General features: G+C 36.5%; 13 protein-coding genes. 12 read left to right on the plus strand and 1 reads right to left on the minus strand.

The genetic code is table 11. The features are described 5' to 3' along the window. Nucleotides 1–181: 181 nt before the first annotated feature. The 7 genes from BUB25_RS11180 (at nt 182) to BUB25_RS11210 (ending at nt 8,602) form a co-directional block, all read left to right on the plus strand. Entirely contained in the window at nt 182–817 is a 636-nt protein-coding gene (locus tag BUB25_RS11180) for a hypothetical protein (RefSeq protein WP_072944324.1), read from the plus strand. Nucleotides 818–896: 79 nt separating this feature from the next. After that, entirely contained in the window at nt 897–2,294 is a 1,398-nt protein-coding gene (locus tag BUB25_RS11185; protein ID WP_072944326.1) for a glycosyltransferase family protein, read from the plus strand. An 84-nt stretch (nt 2,295–2,378) separates the two neighbouring features. Continuing rightward, entirely contained in the window at nt 2,379–3,812 is a 1,434-nt protein-coding gene (locus BUB25_RS11190; RefSeq protein ID WP_072944328.1) for an MBOAT family O-acyltransferase, read from the plus strand. A 220-nt stretch (nt 3,813–4,032) separates the two neighbouring features. Next, nucleotides 4,033–4,908, plus strand: a complete 876-nt coding sequence (locus tag BUB25_RS11195; protein ID WP_072944330.1) for a hypothetical protein — start codon at nt 4,033–4,035, stop codon at nt 4,906–4,908. 5 nt (nt 4,909–4,913) lie between these two features. Then, nucleotides 4,914–6,059, plus strand: a complete 1,146-nt coding sequence (locus BUB25_RS11200; protein WP_072944332.1) for a glycosyltransferase family 4 protein — start codon at nt 4,914–4,916, stop codon at nt 6,057–6,059. 3 nt (nt 6,060–6,062) lie between these two features. After that, nucleotides 6,063–7,604, plus strand: coding sequence for a glycosyltransferase family 2 protein (locus BUB25_RS11205; RefSeq protein ID WP_072944335.1), 1,542 nt, complete (start codon nt 6,063–6,065; stop codon nt 7,602–7,604). Continuing rightward, the gene (locus BUB25_RS11210; RefSeq protein ID WP_072944337.1) at nt 7,601–8,602 is read left to right on the plus strand and encodes a glycosyltransferase family 2 protein; all 1,002 of its coding nucleotides are present in this window, start codon (nt 7,601–7,603) and stop codon (nt 8,600–8,602) included. Before BUB25_RS11205 ends, BUB25_RS11210 begins: the two co-directional genes overlap by 4 nt. Before the next feature lie 144 nt (nt 8,603–8,746). On the opposite strand, the gene BUB25_RS11215 is transcribed toward BUB25_RS11210, so the two are convergent. Beyond that, a complete protein-coding gene (locus BUB25_RS11215) occupies nt 8,747–9,496 on the minus strand; it encodes a hypothetical protein (protein WP_072944339.1) in 750 nt (249 codons plus the stop codon). Nucleotides 9,497–10,190: 694 nt separating this feature from the next. Between BUB25_RS11215 and BUB25_RS11220 the strand changes: the two genes are divergently transcribed. The 5 genes from BUB25_RS11220 to BUB25_RS11240 all read left to right on the plus strand — a co-directional run bounded on the left by BUB25_RS11220 (nt 10,191) and on the right by BUB25_RS11240 (nt 15,898). Then, the gene (locus tag BUB25_RS11220) at nt 10,191–10,403 is read left to right on the plus strand and encodes a hypothetical protein (RefSeq protein WP_072944341.1); all 213 of its coding nucleotides are present in this window, start codon (nt 10,191–10,193) and stop codon (nt 10,401–10,403) included. A 246-nt stretch (nt 10,404–10,649) separates the two neighbouring features. Next, nucleotides 10,650–11,771, plus strand: a complete 1,122-nt coding sequence (locus BUB25_RS11225; RefSeq protein WP_072944343.1) for a glycosyltransferase family 4 protein — start codon at nt 10,650–10,652, stop codon at nt 11,769–11,771. Between the two features lie 104 nt (nt 11,772–11,875). Continuing rightward, nucleotides 11,876–12,955 carry a glycosyltransferase gene (locus BUB25_RS11230; RefSeq protein ID WP_072944345.1) on the plus strand — a complete coding sequence of 360 codons (1,080 nt, stop codon included), beginning with the start codon at nt 11,876–11,878 and terminating at the stop codon, nt 12,953–12,955. Continuing rightward, a complete protein-coding gene (locus BUB25_RS11235; protein WP_072944347.1) occupies nt 12,952–14,298 on the plus strand; it encodes an O-antigen ligase family protein in 1,347 nt (448 codons plus the stop codon). Before BUB25_RS11230 ends, BUB25_RS11235 begins: the two co-directional genes overlap by 4 nt. A gap of 208 nt (nt 14,299–14,506) precedes the next feature. Beyond that, the gene (locus BUB25_RS11240; protein ID WP_072944524.1) at nt 14,507–15,898 is read left to right on the plus strand and encodes an exopolysaccharide biosynthesis polyprenyl glycosylphosphotransferase; all 1,392 of its coding nucleotides are present in this window, start codon (nt 14,507–14,509) and stop codon (nt 15,896–15,898) included. Nucleotides 15,899–15,919: the final 21 nt, after the last annotated feature.

Raw genomic sequence — 15,919 nt, forward strand, 5'->3', positions numbered from 1 at the left:
ATTATTTTTGGAATCTCTCCAAAGAGAAGAAATTTGGCAAATAGATCATCAGAAACGGTTTAGCGATAGTTGATTTTATTAGCTTTTTTCAACCCTTTCAGAGTTCAAAACTCTGAAAGGGTTGAAAAAAGAGTTGAAATGAAAAAGAGTTGTTGAATAAGTTACATTAAAAAGAATTTTTATGCAAAACGAAAAGTATAAAAAAGAACCTCTAGCTCACGGAAACTACTACCACATTTATAATCGGGGTAATAATGGAATTGATGTTTTTTTTGAAAATGGGAATTATGACTATTTTTTAAAGTTATATCATCAGTATATATACCCCATAGCCGAGACTTTTGCATGGTGCTTAATGAAAAATCATTTCCATTTTTTGGTTTATATTCGTAATGAAAATGAAGTTTTGGTTGATTCACTGCAATATTCCACTGTTGAAAAGCCAAAGGTACTGGATGCTTCAAGACAATTTGGACATTTGTTTAATGCTTATACACAAGCCATCAATAAAAAACATTCAAGAACGGGAAGTTTATTCGAAAAGCCTTTTGAAAGAAAGCTTGTCACTTCCGAGAAGTATTTGCAAAATTTAATTTGTTACATACATAATAATCCTGTTCACCATGGATTTACAAAAACAGCGGCTGAGTATCCTTGGTCTTCCTACGACACTATACTTTCGGGTAAAACTACTAAATTAAAAAGAGAAGCTGTTATTGAGATTTATGGAACCAAAGAAAATTTTATAGATTGCCATAATGAAGAACAGGACTTTAGGGAGATTTCTGAAGTTTTAATTGATTTAGGCGGTTGCTAACCCGAACCCTTTCAGAGTTTTGAACTCTGAAAGGGTTGAAAAAAGAGGTTAACTGGATTGGAACTTAAAAAAAAGTAAATTGACACCAAAGCATAAAATTTTCATATTACTTCCAGACGGAATTGGCTTACGGAATTTTGCTTTTTCCAATTTTTACAAAATTGGAAAAGAGAAAAATTTTGAAATTATTTATTGGAACAACACTCCATTCCAACTGTCAGAATTGGGTTTTGACGAACTTAAAATCAAGAAAGCGAAGACGCATCCGCTAACTGATATTTTTAAAAATGTGCGAAAAAAAATTGAGCTTCATTTGAATGTTCAAAAACACAATGATACCGTGTACCATTCCTATCGTTTTCCTGATTCTTATAAAACCATAAAAGGGAGTATAAAAAATTGTGCAATAAACACAATTACAGCTTTCTATTCTACTGAGAAAGGACTGAAAAAAATCAGAGGATATATTAAGGACAACGAAAGAACGACCCAGTATTATAAAGAAAGTAAAAAAACATTAAAACAGCATAGGCCCGCAATGGTTTTTTGTACAAACCAAAGACCGGCTCTGGGAATAGCTCCTATTTTGGCCGCGCAAGATTTAGGAATTCCAACCGCAACTTTTATTTTCTCTTGGGATAATTTGCCTAAGGCTACGATGATTTTGGAGACAGATTATTATTTTGTATGGAGTGATTCTATGAAAAATGAATTGCAATTTTATTATCCTTATATTGATGAAAAACAGATTTTTGTGACAGGAACACCTCAGTTTGAAAATCATTTCAATAATAGTAATTTGCTGTCCAGGGCAGAGTTTTTTAATCAGTACGATTTAGATTTAAATCTAAGATATATTTGCTATTCAGGAGATGATAGCACCACTTGTCCTGACGATGCGTATTATCTGGAAGATTTAGTCCTGGCGGTGAAACAATTAAACGAAAAAGGTTTTCAGCTCGGAATTATCTTCAGGAGATGTCCTGTGGATTTTTCCAATAGGTTTGATTGGGTTCTGGAAAAATATAAGAATGTTATTGTCCCCCTTGACCCAAAATGGGACCGGATAGGAAAAGAATGGAATACAATGCTGCCCACTGCAGCCGATTTAATCTTGCAAACCAACACGATTGCCCATACTGAAATGGTGGTGAATCTAGGATCGTCTATGGTTTTTGATTATGTAGCTCATAATAAACCATGCGCTTTTATTAATTATGATGTAAAAAATAAAACCCAAAAAAATTGGTCTGTAAAAAAGATTTACAACTATGTGCATTTTCGTTCTATGCCTTCTCCAAAAGCAGTTTTATGGTTGAATTCGCCTGATGAAATCGCTTCGGAAATCGAATCAGCTCTTAGAGACTCACGATTAACGGTCTGCGATGCTGCAGATTGGTTTAAGGTGATCAATCAACATCCGGCCAAATTGGCATCAGAAAGGATTTGGAAAAGCATACAGGCAATAATTTCTTAAAAAACAGTATTTTTGACCCCTTAAAATTTGACAATTCCAACAAGCAGGAACTGGCAGCAATACTATTAATACTATTTAAAACTTATGTTTTTTAACTCCCTATCTTTCGCTATATTCCTGCCAATAGTATTTCTGCTCTACTGGTTTGTTTTTAATAAAACCAAAAGCAGTCAGAACCTTTTGTTGATCGTAGCCAGTTATTATTTTTATTCCTGTTGGGATTGGCGGTTCCTGTTTTTATTGATTTTCTCCACTTTTTTGGATTATTATACCGGAATCCGAATCGAAAAAAGCGCGACAGAAAGAGGGCGGAAGTTTTGGTTCTGGCTGAGTATCATTGTCAATTTGGGTTTTTTGGGTATTTTTAAATACTATAATTTTTTTGCAGCCTCGTTTTCGGAATTATTGAATGGTTTTGGTCTAAAAACCAGTCCTTTATTGCTGAATGTTATCCTTCCCGTTGGGATTTCTTTTTATACTTTTCACGGCTTATCCTATGTGATTGATATTTATTACAAACGAATCAAGGCGGAATATAATTTTGTTGATTATTCGCTTTTTGTGAGTTATTTTCCATTATTAGTGGCGGGACCTATAGAGCGGGCAACGCATTTATTGCCGGAAGTAAAGGTCAAAAGAACTTTCAATTTCGATCAGGCCAAAGAAGGAGTGTATCAAATTATCTGGGGATTGGTCAAGAAAGTGGTTATCGCAGATAGTTGTGCTACCTATGCCAATGCCATTTTTGACAATTATGAATCGATGAATTCGTTGTCATTAGTATTGGGAGCCTTTTATTTTGCTTTCCAGATTTATGGGGATTTTTCGGGTTATTCGGATATGGCTTTGGGAATGTCTAAATTGTTCGGACTGGAATTGTTACGCAATTTCAATTTTCCTTATTTCTCCAGAGACATTGCCGAGTTTTGGCGTCGCTGGCATATTTCCTTGTCATCCTGGTTTCGCGATTATGTCTATATTCCGTTAGGAGGCAGTAAAGGCAGCAAATGGAAACAGCTACGCAATGTATTTGTCATTTTCCTATTGAGTGGTTTTTGGCATGGAGCCAATTGGACTTTTATAGCCTGGGGCTTTATCAATGCATTATACTTTTTGCCATTGTTGTTGCTCAATAAGAACAGATCCAATATAGAAACGGTAAGTTTAAATTGGAATCTGGATTCGTTAAAAGTGATATTCAGTATCCTTAGTACCTTTGCTTTAACTTGTTTGGCTTGGGTATTTTTCAGGGCCGAATCGATAAATATTGCTTTCGATTATATAGGAAGGATTTTTAGCAATCGAAGTTTTGTGTCACAATATCTGAAAAATGAGCGATACAGTTATGAAATCATAATTTTGATAATAGCTTTTATTTGGGTCGAATGGAATAGCCGAACAAAGCTCGAACCCATTTCGGGAAGATTCAGTGAGCTTAAACTGGCCCTGTGTATTATGGCTATTATCGCTTTGGGAACCTATTCGGATTATAAAGAATTCATCTATTTTCAGTTTTGATGAAATACCTTTGTCAAATCGAGGAATCATTTTTATTCTAAAAAAAGCAATATATAAAGACATTCATTGTGTCAGGCTGAGCGCAATCGAAGCCTTATTGAACTAAAAATGGCAATGCTAGGCTAGTCGAGATTGCCTCTAAAAAAATATAAGTCTGTCAGGAACGAAACTACAGAACATGACAGCTAAAGAAAAGATAAAAAAATAATAGAATTTGCAGATGAAAAAGTTTTTAATATTCATTTCTAAAATGATGTTGCTATTGCTATTGATTGCCGTTGTTTTAGATTTTTGCTATACAGCAGTGTATTTGAAGTCGGATCATCGAGGGAAAATAGATTATATTTACAATTCAAAAGCCAGGGAGTATGATGTAGCTATTTTAGGTTCATCCAGAGCCAACAATCATTTTGTTGCCCAAATGTTTGAGGACAAAGGCTTGAAAGCATTCAATTTCGGGATGAGCGGTTCGCATTTATTTGAAGCCTCATTGATGCTGAAACTGATGGTAGAAAGGGGATATAAAATTAAGAATCTAATCATTGAGACCGATTTAAATCTCTCCAACGAGCATCGGGCTGATGGAATTGCATCACGATTTTTACCCTATATCCATGATTCTAAAACAATAAAAGAACATTTTGCAAAAGAAAAAGATTTTTATGAATTGTATTACATCCCCTTTTATCGTTATGTGGCATTTGACTCTAAAATAGGGTTCAGGGAACTGTTTTTTAATGCAATACAAAAGAGAACATCCCATTTAGAAAATAAGGGCTATTATGCTTTAGGGAATAAGAAAGGAAACATGGAGAATGATCTTAGAGCGTTGAAGCCCTTGCATAATAAGTATTATGAAGAAATAAAAGCAATTTGCGCAGCCAATAAGATTAACTTAATTGCCCTAATGACTCCCATGTGCTCTAATGTAAAAGGGATGGACTATTTTGAAAAAGTCAATAAAGTGTATCCCGAGATTCACAATTACGAAAACGCGGTACAGGGAGACCAATATTTTTCGTCCTGTGGACACATGAATGACACCGGAGCCAGAATGTTTACCGCTCGGATTTTAAAAGATTTTTTTAATAAATAATTTTAATGAAAATAGCTTTTCTAACCCCCGAATATCCGTATGCTAAAGTAAGGAATACTGCTGGTTTAGGAACCAGTATCAGACATCTTGTTTCGGCTTTAGTAAGTAAAGGTGTTGCGGTAACTGTATTTGTTTATGCTCAGGAAAAATCAGAAATTTTTGTCGAAAACGGGATTGCTTTCCATCTGATTGAAGATAAAAAATACCCTTTTGCCAAATGGTTTTTCTACAGAAAGTATATCCAAAAGTATTGTAACAGGATTATAAAGAAAGAAAAAATAGAGGTCTTGGAAGCGCCCGACTGGACTGGGATTACGGCTTTCATGAATTTCAATGTTCCTCTGCTGATTCGTTTTCATGGCAGTGACACTTATTTTTGTCATTTGGAAAAAAGAAAACAAAAACTAAAAAATTATTGGTTTGAAAAAAGGGCTATCGATAAAGCGACTGCTTATATAGCACCAACTCGTTTTGCAGGAGCGCTCTCGGCAAAATTATTTGGAATCAAAAACAAAACGATACAAACAATTCATCATGGATTAGGACTCGAAAACTTTGAAAATTCAAATCCGGAAAGCTATGAAAAAGGGGTAATTCTATATGTGGGTACCCTTATCAGAAAGAAAGGAGTCCTGGAGCTTCCCGGAATTTTTAATCTGGTGCGGCAGCAGCATCCCGAAGCCAGATTAATCCTTATTGGCGGAGACGCCAGCGATATTGAAACCCAATCCAATTCCACTTGGGAGCTGTTGAAGAAAAAGTTCGATTCGGAAGATCTTAAAAAAGTAACTTATTTGGGACCAATAACCTACCAAGAAGTGCAGCATCATATCAAAAATGCACAGCTTTGTGTGTTTCCTACCTTTGCAGAAACTTTAGGGATGGTAACAATTGAATCGATGGCCTTGCAAAAACCAGTGGTGAACAGCAATATGGAATGGTCAAAGGAATTGATTGTGGATGGCGAAAGTGGATTTTTGGTGAATCCTAAAGACGCGGCCTTATTTGCAGAAAAAATACTAGCTTTGATAAACGATCCGGTTTTGAGTCAATCTATTGGTAAAGAAGCAAGGATAAGGGTCGAAAAGCTTTTTGATATAGAGCAGATTGCCCAAGAGAATATAGCGTTTTATCAATCCTTAATTAACTAAATTTTGATTATAGTTTGCCATTTAAGAGATAAAATCACGTCGGTGGTCAGCCGGGATAATCAACGAATCCATTTTGATTATCAGGGAACCATCGCTAAGGGTTTGCTTCTTTTGGCAGAACGGTTCCCCAATGAGAAAATGGTTTGGTGTCATGCAGACTGGGTTCAGAATTTAGATTTGAAGGCCATAGAAAGTCTCTTTCACCATGATAAAATGATGTTCTCTTACAGTGGAGCTTCCAATAATTATTTCCAAAGTACAATAGGTTATGTAGAAGAATCCCCTTTTATAAAAATAAATAAAAAAGTATCTTATCCTAGTTGGCAAATGAGCAGCTTGGTGGGTGTTTTACATGCTTCTTTGTTATTGTCGGTTAAAGACAAGATAAAAGCGGATTCCAATTTTGATTATTATCTGAATTCGCTGGCCAAGCTATGTATGCCTTTAGGGTTGTTTTGTTATTCAGAGCCGAAACTTTTACAGGGATTAGAAAAAGTTTCAATTCCACAAGCATCTATGTATACCCTTTTTAGGTTTGTACGGCAGCATTATAAAAAAAGATGGACACTCCTTTTGGTATTGAATCTTATCATTTATGAGCGACGTTTCCCTTTTGGAGCCTTTCTCTATGCCGGATTTTTTATGAACAGAAATAAAAATGGGATTAATCTGGATGCCATTGCGGTTAATTCTTCGTTAAAAGTAGTTGAGCGGGCCACAATAGACGTGATTATTCCCACCATAGGGAGAAAAATGTATTTGTATGATGTTCTCTGTGATTTAAGAAACCAAAGCCATCTACCCAAAAATGTCATTATAGTGGAACAGAATCCGTTGGCTGACAGTGTTTCTGAACTGGATTATTTGCAGACTGAAGATTGGCCTTTTGTAATTAAACATAGTTTTACCCATCAGCCAGGAGCCTGTAATGCAAGGAATATCGCTTTGAAACAGCTGGAAAGCGAATGGGTTTTTTTGGCGGATGATGATATTAGAATACCACCTTTTTTCATTTTTTCTGCAATTGAACGAATTAATGCTATGGGGGCAAAGGCAGTATCACTATCTTGTTTAGTAGAAGAGGAAATTCAAAAATATACTGGAGTTTTTCAATGGATTAGTTTCGGTTCAGGATGTAGTATTGTCGCTTCAGAAAGTTTAAAAGAACTTCAATTTGATTTGGTTTTTGAATTTGGCTATGGTGAGGATAGCGATTTTGGTATGCAATTGAGAAATAATGGTTTTGATATATTATATCTGCCAGAACCAAGTATAAAACATTTAAGAGCTCCAATGGGAGGCTTTAGGACTAGACCACATTTGCCCTGGCATAAGGATGGCATACAGCCCAAGCCATCGCCTACAATTATGTTTTTTAAGATCAACAATCTCAGCAAAGAACAGCTATTGGGCTATAAAACGGTTCTTTTTTTTAAGTATTATAAGCATCAAAAAATCAAAAATCCAATTCGCTATTTTCTTTATTTTAGAAAACAATGGAGACGAAGTGTTTTTTGGGCAAATAAATTAAAAGAAAGACAATGAATTTTGCTTTGATCATCTGTACTTATATGCGACCGAAACCCTTGCTTCAATTACTGCAATCGGTTGAAGGGCAATCATGCTATCCAAATGAGATTCTAGTAATTGATGGATCTACAAATTCTGGGACAGCCTTGGTTTTGGAAGAGCAAGCATTCGAAAATTTGACTTATTTCCGGGTTCCAAAAGAGCATCGCGGTTTAACCAGGCAAAGAAATTATGGGATTGAAAGGCTAGGCGAAAATATAGAGGTTGTTTGTTTTCTGGATGACGACACTGTTTTGGAAAAAGATTATTTTGAACAATTATTAAACACTTATGTTCTTTTTCCTGATGCAGTAGGGGCTGGTGGTTATATTCAAAATGGAATAAAATATGAGTTTGTAGGTTATAGTTATCAGCCGAGCTTTGATGAGTTTTATTTTGACGGATGGAAAAGAAAGGACGGAAGTCGTTTTGTACTGCGAAAAAAATTAGGATTAGACAGCGATTGTTTACCGGGATTTTCTCCTTTGTTTTCTCATGGACGTAGTGTTGGTTTTTTGCCTCCGAGCGGGAAAATCTATAAAGTAGAACAATTAATGGGTGGGGTTTCTTCATTTAGAAAAGAAATTTTTAAAGACTGTCAGTTTGCCGCTTATTTTGAAGGTTATGGGCTGTATGAAGATGCTGATTTTTCAATTCGAGTTGCCCGAACAGGGGCTTTATATTTGAATACTCTGGCAAGATTAAATCATTTTCATGATGAATCGGGAAGACCTGACCCATACCGATACGGAAAAATGGTGGTTCGCAATGGCTGGTACGTTTGGCGAATCAAGAATCCCAATCCCAAGTGGAAAGACCAATTCAAATGGCATGCTATCACGATACTTTTGATACTGGTACGATTTAGTAATGTTGTAAGTACAGATAAGAAAAAAGAGGCTTGGAGCGAAGCTTTAGGGCGAACAGTAGGCTGGTGGAGTTTGTTTGTTAATAAACCCCAACATACTAATTAAAGAGCATATAGCTAAGTCAAAAACAAAACCCCGCTTTTTCAGCGGGGTCGCTTAATCCTTTGCAGCCAGTCTTCCATCCAAAATCAGCTGCTGGGCTATGAGCTGGCAGAAAACGGTTAACAGCCAAACGGAAACCAATAACAGTTAAATCACCTCCACTATGTTTAAGGCATTAAAGGCACCGTCGTTTAGTGGATACTGCACGCCATTGACTTCCTGATAAAACTCAATAGACAACAGATGCAATTGGCTGCCTATTCCCACCGGAATTCCTGCCGGAACCAAATTCAATGAGCTCTCAGTAAGGCTAATGGGCAAATTACTGACAGGGCTATAACTAGTCTCGAAAAGACCGGTCTCAAAATCCAGATTCACAAATGCCGAACGAAAACTCACATGGCTGGCACTTTCGGGAGTTGACAATTGCTCGCCTGCAACAAAATCCGGAATGGCTATCGTTCCCGTGGCAGTATCCACCGAATAGGGAGCATGAAGCACTGTCTGCAATCGGGCTTTTGCATTAAAGTCAAATCCCCTTAAAAGCAGCATGCCGTCGATGCTGGCAATTCCCTTGTGAACTGCCCGCTGGCCGCGTATCGAACTGCTGTCATAATTCTTGATGTCGCTCATGAGCTTGAACATCCTGCTTGATAGCTTCGAATCCTTGGCCCGGTTCAGCAAAGGCCCAATCGAATTGCGCAATTGCTTGCCCGATTGTACATTCATTCTAAACTCATTAATGTTCTCTCGTGTTCTGGCAAAAGCAGGATCGTTTATGATTCTGCTTTTGCTGACTCCGCCTTTGGTTCGCACCATGTAACCATCGGGACTCTTGTAAAAAGTCAAACCGTCAAACGTTCCTTCTAACTTGATAATGCCTTTTAGTTTTCCCATTTTTTTTTGTTTTTATGGATTTATATTGGACCAAAACTAGACTGCTTTTTTCGGACATACAAAGACTGGGTACCGTTGGGAGCGCTTCGGAAACATTTAACGGTATTGGATTGTAAGTGCTTTGTTTTTATGGTTTTTACTGCTAAAACGGACTAGGGCTGTTTTTACCGTTTGAATCACTTTTGACCCATTGCTAACTCCTTTTTGCCAATCCCTTTTTTTATTTTCGAAAGGGCCCCATTTGAGACACTCCCTGGATACCCGCAACCATCCCGCAACCATCCCGCAAGATACTTGCAACAAACTGCTATATAAACCACACACATTTAGGAAGTTGCCAAAACAAAAAAACGGTATAAATATATTTGATTGCTGAGTGATAGATAAAAGGGATACCATTTTAGCTTTAGCTTTATTGTGATCGGTAACCGATGGTTATCCCCTTTTTATCGAAGGCTCTAATAACTTATCAACAATTGGAATAATTTGCCTTTGTATCATTTTGTATCATTTCTTGTTTAGTGGTGATCGTGCTAAAATTTAAAATGATGCCATTTGTGTTTGTTTTGCATTGTTTGTGAAAGGAGGGGAAATTGTACGCTAAAGCATTGTTAATAAGTAAAATTTGTTTATACTCGAAGCTTCTCTAATTTTATATTCGATGTAAAATAAAAGGCTGTGTAAGCTGTTTAAAATGAAAAGAATAGTAATTTACCCAAACGATATCAGGATGCTCACCGATAAAAGTGAAAGCTATGCCCGTAAGGAAATTCAAAACTTGAAAAGAGTCCTCAATAAAGAACCGCATCAGAAAGTGACTATAAAGGAATATTGCCATTATTATGGTTTAAATCTGGAGGAAGTATTGGGAGTCTTGTCTAAATTCGACATGCAAAAAGCATCTTAATAACTGTAACAAGCCATAGCATTGTGGGTAAAAAGTAATGAAATGTGATAATGGGTGGTTCTCCCAATAAATCGATCAAGCCATAAAATCGGGTATAGATATTCGCTAAAATCGGTTCAATCTCTGTCCAATCTCGAAGTACTGCATCAGATCAATCTGTTTTAGAATGAATTGTGGTCTTGATAATCAGTATATTTAGTAATATATTTACAATAGAAACGCGAATTCCTAACCGAATATCAGCCAATGATTTTTGCCATCATCACTCATGTGCCCCATCTGCTGCAAAAAAAACAATATTTTGCCTATGCACCCTATGTGCGGGAAATGAACAGTTGGATCAGGAATGTGGATCAAGTGATTCTGGTGACGCCAATAGCGAAGTCTGCAAAAACCCCCATTGATGCCAGTTATAAGCACGAAAACATTGAATTGATGCCCATTGCAGGCTTTGATGTTTTAAGCCTAAAAACGATTTTGCTTTCGATGTATAAAATACCCAAAATAAGCTGGCAGATTTATAAAGCGATGCAAAAAGCCGATCACATTCATTTGCGTTGTCCGGGAAATATTGGATTACTAGGGTGTTTAGTTCAAATCCTTTTTCCAGCTAAACCAAAGACAGCTAAATATGCAGGGAATTGGGATCCTCAATCAAAACAGCCCTGGAGTTATAGGTTACAAAAGTGGCTGTTGAGCAATACTTTTTTGACCAGAAATATGCAAGTTTTGGTCTATGGAGAATGGAAAGTCAGGACTAAAAACATTAAACCCTTTTTTACGGCCACCTATAGCGAAGCAGATAAATTGCCATTTACCCAAAAGGATTTAGAGAGGGGAATTAGTTTTGTTTTTGTAGGGGCATTGGTTAAAGGAAAAAATCCGTTGTATGCCATACAGTTAGTAGAAAAATTAGTCCAAAGGGGGTATACGATTAGTTTGGCTTTGTATGGGGAAGGTGTAGAACGCAAGGTTTTGGCGGATTATATTATTTCTAATGGTTTGGAAGATTATATAGAATTAAAAGGCAATCAATCGCAATCAGTTTTAAAAGAAGCTTATCAGCATAGCCATTTTGTGATTTTGCCTTCGGCGAGTGAGGGTTGGCCCAAAGCGATAGCCGAAGGCATGTTTTGGGGTTGTGTACCGCTGTCGACTGCGGTTTCCTGTCTGCCTTATATGTTGGATTACGGCCGCAGAGGGGTTTTGCTGGAGATGGATTTAGAGAAAGATCAGGCACAAATGGCACTTCTTTTGGAGAATCAGCTGGATTATAATGAGAAACAAAAAAAAGCGGCTGACTGGTCCAGAGCCTATACTTTGGATGTTTTTGAGAAAGAGGTGGGCGATTTATTGCTGTCAAAGTAATTGCATTTCTATGATTTTCATAGTTTTATGGCAGGATTCAATACTGATTATTTGATAAATTTTGTTTGCTTTGAATGTGCCAAATATAGAAAAACAAGCTTTAGATGCGTATTGTACAAATTATAGATTCTCTTGAGGCTGGCGGAGCCGAACGCATGGCGGTGAACTATGCGAATGCGCTTGTGGGCGAAATTGATTTTTCGGGATTGGTCGCCACAAGAAAAGAAGGGGCATTGCGGAATCAAGTACAAAAAGGCGTTTCTTATTTGTTTTTGAATAAAAAAAACAGCTTGGACTTAGCAGCTCTTTTTAGATTAAGGGCTTATGTCAAAAGAAACAAAGTAACGATTGTTCATGCGCATAGCAGTTCTTTCTTTATTGCGGTTTTGTTGAAAATGGTTTATCCTTCCGTTAAGTTAATTTGGCACGATCATTATGGGAACAACGAGTTTTTATTAGAGCGAGCTTCCTTTGTGTTAAAAAGAACTCTTCTTCTTTTTGATGGAATAATTGCAGTAAACCAAAAGTTAAAAAGTTGGTCAGAAGAATTCTTGAATTTTAAAAATACAATTTGTTTGGATAATTTCCCTTCAGATTGGAATGCGGTTTCTGAACAAAGTTATTTGAAAGGTATTGATGGAAAGAGGATTGTTTGCCTGGCCAATTTACGAATACAGAAAGACCATTTTTTGTTGTTGAAAGTGGCCAAAAGAATCAAGGAAACGCATCCCGATTGGAATTTTCATTTGATAGGAAAGGATTTTCAGGATGCCTATTCGGAAGAAATTAAAAGACTGCTTGTTGAATATGATTTGGAGAATTCGGTTTTTTTATACGGTTCAAGGGAAGATGTCAGTCCTATTCTTAGACAATCGACTATAGGTGTATTAACTTCAAAATCGGAAGGTATGCCTGTGGCATTGTTGGAATATGGAAGGTATAAAATGCCGGTAGTTGTGACTCAAGTGGGTGAAATCCCTACTTTGGTTCAGAATAATAAAAACGGTTTTATGGTTGTTGCACAAGACGAGGAATTGTTTTTTGAAGCATTGAATCAGTTGATTGAAAATGAAAGACTAAGAATTGATTTCGGAAATGCGCTTTATAAGGCTGTGATGGATAAATATTCAAGTAAGCTTGTCATTAGGCACTATTTAAGTTGGTTACAAAAGATTGCTAGATGAAAAGAGAAGAGCTGTACTATTTCTATTTGATATTGTTCCATATTGGGATTGGTTTTGTGATTTTTTTATTTCCCATTTTGGCAAAAGCCTATGGATTTTCGATTCTTTTTTTAGGAACTTATTTTATTATAAAAAAGCAAAACAAAAACCAAGAAGTGCTTTTGGTCGCGGCTTATCTGGTAGGGAGTGAAGTTTTTTTAAGGATGACCGGCGGAACCATTTCCTATGAGTTTTCTAAGTATGGAGTGATGATTTTTTTATTTATGGGGATGTACTACAGCGGTTTTTCTAAAGCAGCAGTTCCGTATTGGATTTTTTTACTGTTACTGGTTCCCGGGCTAATTATTTCGACTTTTGTATTGAATTTTGATACTAATATCCGGACCACGATTGCTTTTAATATCTCGGGACCGGTCTGTTTGGGAGTCGCTTCCATTTATACATATAGACGGAAAATAGCATTGGAACGGATGTATGACATCCTGCTTTGTATGGGCTTGCCCATTATCAGCTGTATGGTTTATTTAAGTTTTTATACGCCTAACATTCGGGATGTATTAACCAGTACTCAGTCTAATTTTGAAACTTCGGGAGGTTATGGGCCTAATCAGGTGGCTACTTTCTTAGGCTTAGGCATGTTTATTTTTTTTTCCAGAATGATATTGAACTCTAAAACAAAGTTCATGGTTGTCATCAATTTAATCTTAGCGGTCAATATAAGCTATAGAGGAATGGTTACTTTTTCCCGCGGCGGGATGATCACGGGTTTGCTCATGATTATTTTGTTGCTACTTTTTCTGTATTTTAAATCCAATTTAAGAGGGAAGCTCAAGTTGAATTATATCATTTCGTTGGTTGCTTTGGCTCTTGTTGTTAGTTGGAGTTATACCTCATTTCAGACTGGGGGCTTGATCAATAAACGGTATGCGAACCAAGATGCGAAAGGAAGGGTAAAACAAACCCAGCTTTCGGGAAGAGAGGTAGTGGCAATGAATGAGATTGATTTGTTTTTAAGAAATCCCGTTTTTGGTGTAGGAGTTGCCAAGGGTGTTGAGCTTCGAAGGGCCGAAACCGGAAACGGTACTTTGTCCCATGATGAAATCACCCGAATGCTGGCCGAACATGGTTCGCTGGGTATTTTGGCTTTATTGATTTTGTTTTTCACGCCTTTTGTTTTGTATCTCGAAAATAGTTTTAACCTGTTTTTATTGTGCTTTGTAGCATTTTGGTTTTTAACTATTAATCATGCCGCCATGCGAACCGCTGTTCCGGCATTTGTGTATTCTCTTTCATTACTTAATGTTCAATTAAGTAAACCTAAAAGGCAGAATGAAGTGTTGTAATTTATTTATGATTTTTTTATCGTTGTGCTGTTTTTATTGCTTTTTGTGTTTTGTTTCCAGTATAGTTTTGTGTTAATTATTGTCATTTAACAGAATATTCTGTTTTTGATAGATTATATTTTATTTGGCCAATCTATTGTTTTAATTTAACCTAGGCTAGAATTTAGATAGAGTCAAAATTCCGAAACTGATGGATAGCAATGCCAAAATAGTATCGAATAGCAAAATGTATTTTGAAATTTCAGAGCGAAGAATCCTTCTTCGTCTTTTTGATGTCATTTTTGTTTTACTAAGTTTGTATTGTGTTCAAAGTCAGTTTGAAATCAGTTATTTAGAGTTCTCGGTCAGTAATTTTTACTGGACAGTGGTTTTGGGAGTGTATCTTCTTTTCTTTGGTTCCATTTTCGAAATGTATAATCTCCAGGTTGCCAGCAATGAATTTCAAGTTTTGAAAAGCACCGTACTTACGGTTTCTACAACCGTTTTAGTGTATCTGTTGACGCCTGTTTTTTCTCCTACATTGCCTACAACCAGAATTCAAATCCTTTTATTTTATGGGATTGTTTTAATCAGTCTCGTTTTATGGAGACTGTTTTATGTTCGGTTTTTAGCTAGCAATCGATTTGTGCAGAATGTGGTTTTGATTTGTGAAAAGGAACAACTACAAGAGTTGATTTTAGGTTTGCAGAATATTGATCCTCACTATAAAATAATTGCCTATGTGAATATGGATACTATTGAGGATTTTGTGAATCACGATTATGTACAACAGATAGAGAAAAACAGCTTAGTTTCTTTTGTTGAGAAATATGGCGTTTCAGAAGTTGTGGTTGCTTCTCAAAAAACAGAGGGTATTACTTCTGAATTGTATCAGCAATTACTGCAATTATTAGAATCTGGCAAAAGCATTCGGGAGTATACCCAAGTGTATGAAAGTAAAACCCATCGTATTCCTATGCAGTATATGGCAAGGGATTTTTATCGTTTTTTTCCTTTTAGCAGAAGTAATAGCAATAAATTGTATTTGTCTATAGTGCGTTTTTTTGAGGTGCTTTTGTCTATAATTGGGATTCTTCTGGGCGCCCTGTTATTGCCATTGGTTCTTTTGGGAAATTGTATCGGAAATAGAGGTGCTTTGATGTATATACAGGAGCGCGTTGGTAAAGATGGAACCGTTTTTAATATCTATAAACTGCGTACCATGGTTCAGGATGCGGAGTCTAATGGCGCTGTTTTTGCTGTAGCTAATGATGTCCGGGTTACTCGATTTGGGAGTTTTTTAAGAAAGACCAGGATTGATGAGTTTCCTCAATTTTACAATATACTTAAAGGAGATATGGCCATCATAGGACCTAGGCCGGAGCGCCCTTGCTTTGTTAATAAAATTGCAGAATTGATGCCTTTTTATGAAACCAGACATGTTATTAAACCGGGGCTTAGCGGTTGGGCACAAGTCAACTATTCGTATGGCGAAAACATTCAAGACAGCTTGATAAAGTTGCAATACGACCTTTATTATATCAAGCACAGAAGCATGTACTTGGATTTAAATATCAGCCTAAGAACCATAACGACTGTATTGTTTTGCAGAGGACAATAGCCAATTATATATTAAAATAGG

Origin of the sequence: Flavobacterium granuli, assembly GCF_900129705.1 — a bacterium.
Lineage (GTDB): Bacteria > Bacteroidota > Bacteroidia > Flavobacteriales > Flavobacteriaceae > Flavobacterium > Flavobacterium granuli.

Coding starts and splice junctions, on each gene's coding strand:
- BUB25_RS11180 (WP_072944324.1), top strand. CDS start 182: ATGCAAAACGAAAAGTATAAAAAAGAACCTCTAGCTCACGGAAACTAC.
- BUB25_RS11190 (WP_072944328.1), top strand. CDS start 2,379: ATGTTTTTTAACTCCCTATCTTTCGCTATATTCCTGCCAATAGTATTT.
- BUB25_RS11195 (WP_072944330.1), top strand. CDS start 4,033: ATGAAAAAGTTTTTAATATTCATTTCTAAAATGATGTTGCTATTGCTA.
- BUB25_RS11200 (WP_072944332.1), top strand. CDS start 4,914: ATGAAAATAGCTTTTCTAACCCCCGAATATCCGTATGCTAAAGTAAGG.
- BUB25_RS11210 (WP_072944337.1), top strand. CDS start 7,601: ATGAATTTTGCTTTGATCATCTGTACTTATATGCGACCGAAACCCTTG.
- BUB25_RS11215 (WP_072944339.1), bottom strand. CDS start 9,496: ATGGGAAAACTAAAAGGCATTATCAAGTTAGAAGGAACGTTTGACGGT.
- BUB25_RS11220 (WP_072944341.1), top strand. CDS start 10,191: ATGAAAAGAATAGTAATTTACCCAAACGATATCAGGATGCTCACCGAT.
- BUB25_RS11225 (WP_072944343.1), top strand. CDS start 10,650: ATGATTTTTGCCATCATCACTCATGTGCCCCATCTGCTGCAAAAAAAA.
- BUB25_RS11230 (WP_072944345.1), top strand. CDS start 11,876: ATGCGTATTGTACAAATTATAGATTCTCTTGAGGCTGGCGGAGCCGAA.
- BUB25_RS11235 (WP_072944347.1), top strand. CDS start 12,952: ATGAAAAGAGAAGAGCTGTACTATTTCTATTTGATATTGTTCCATATT.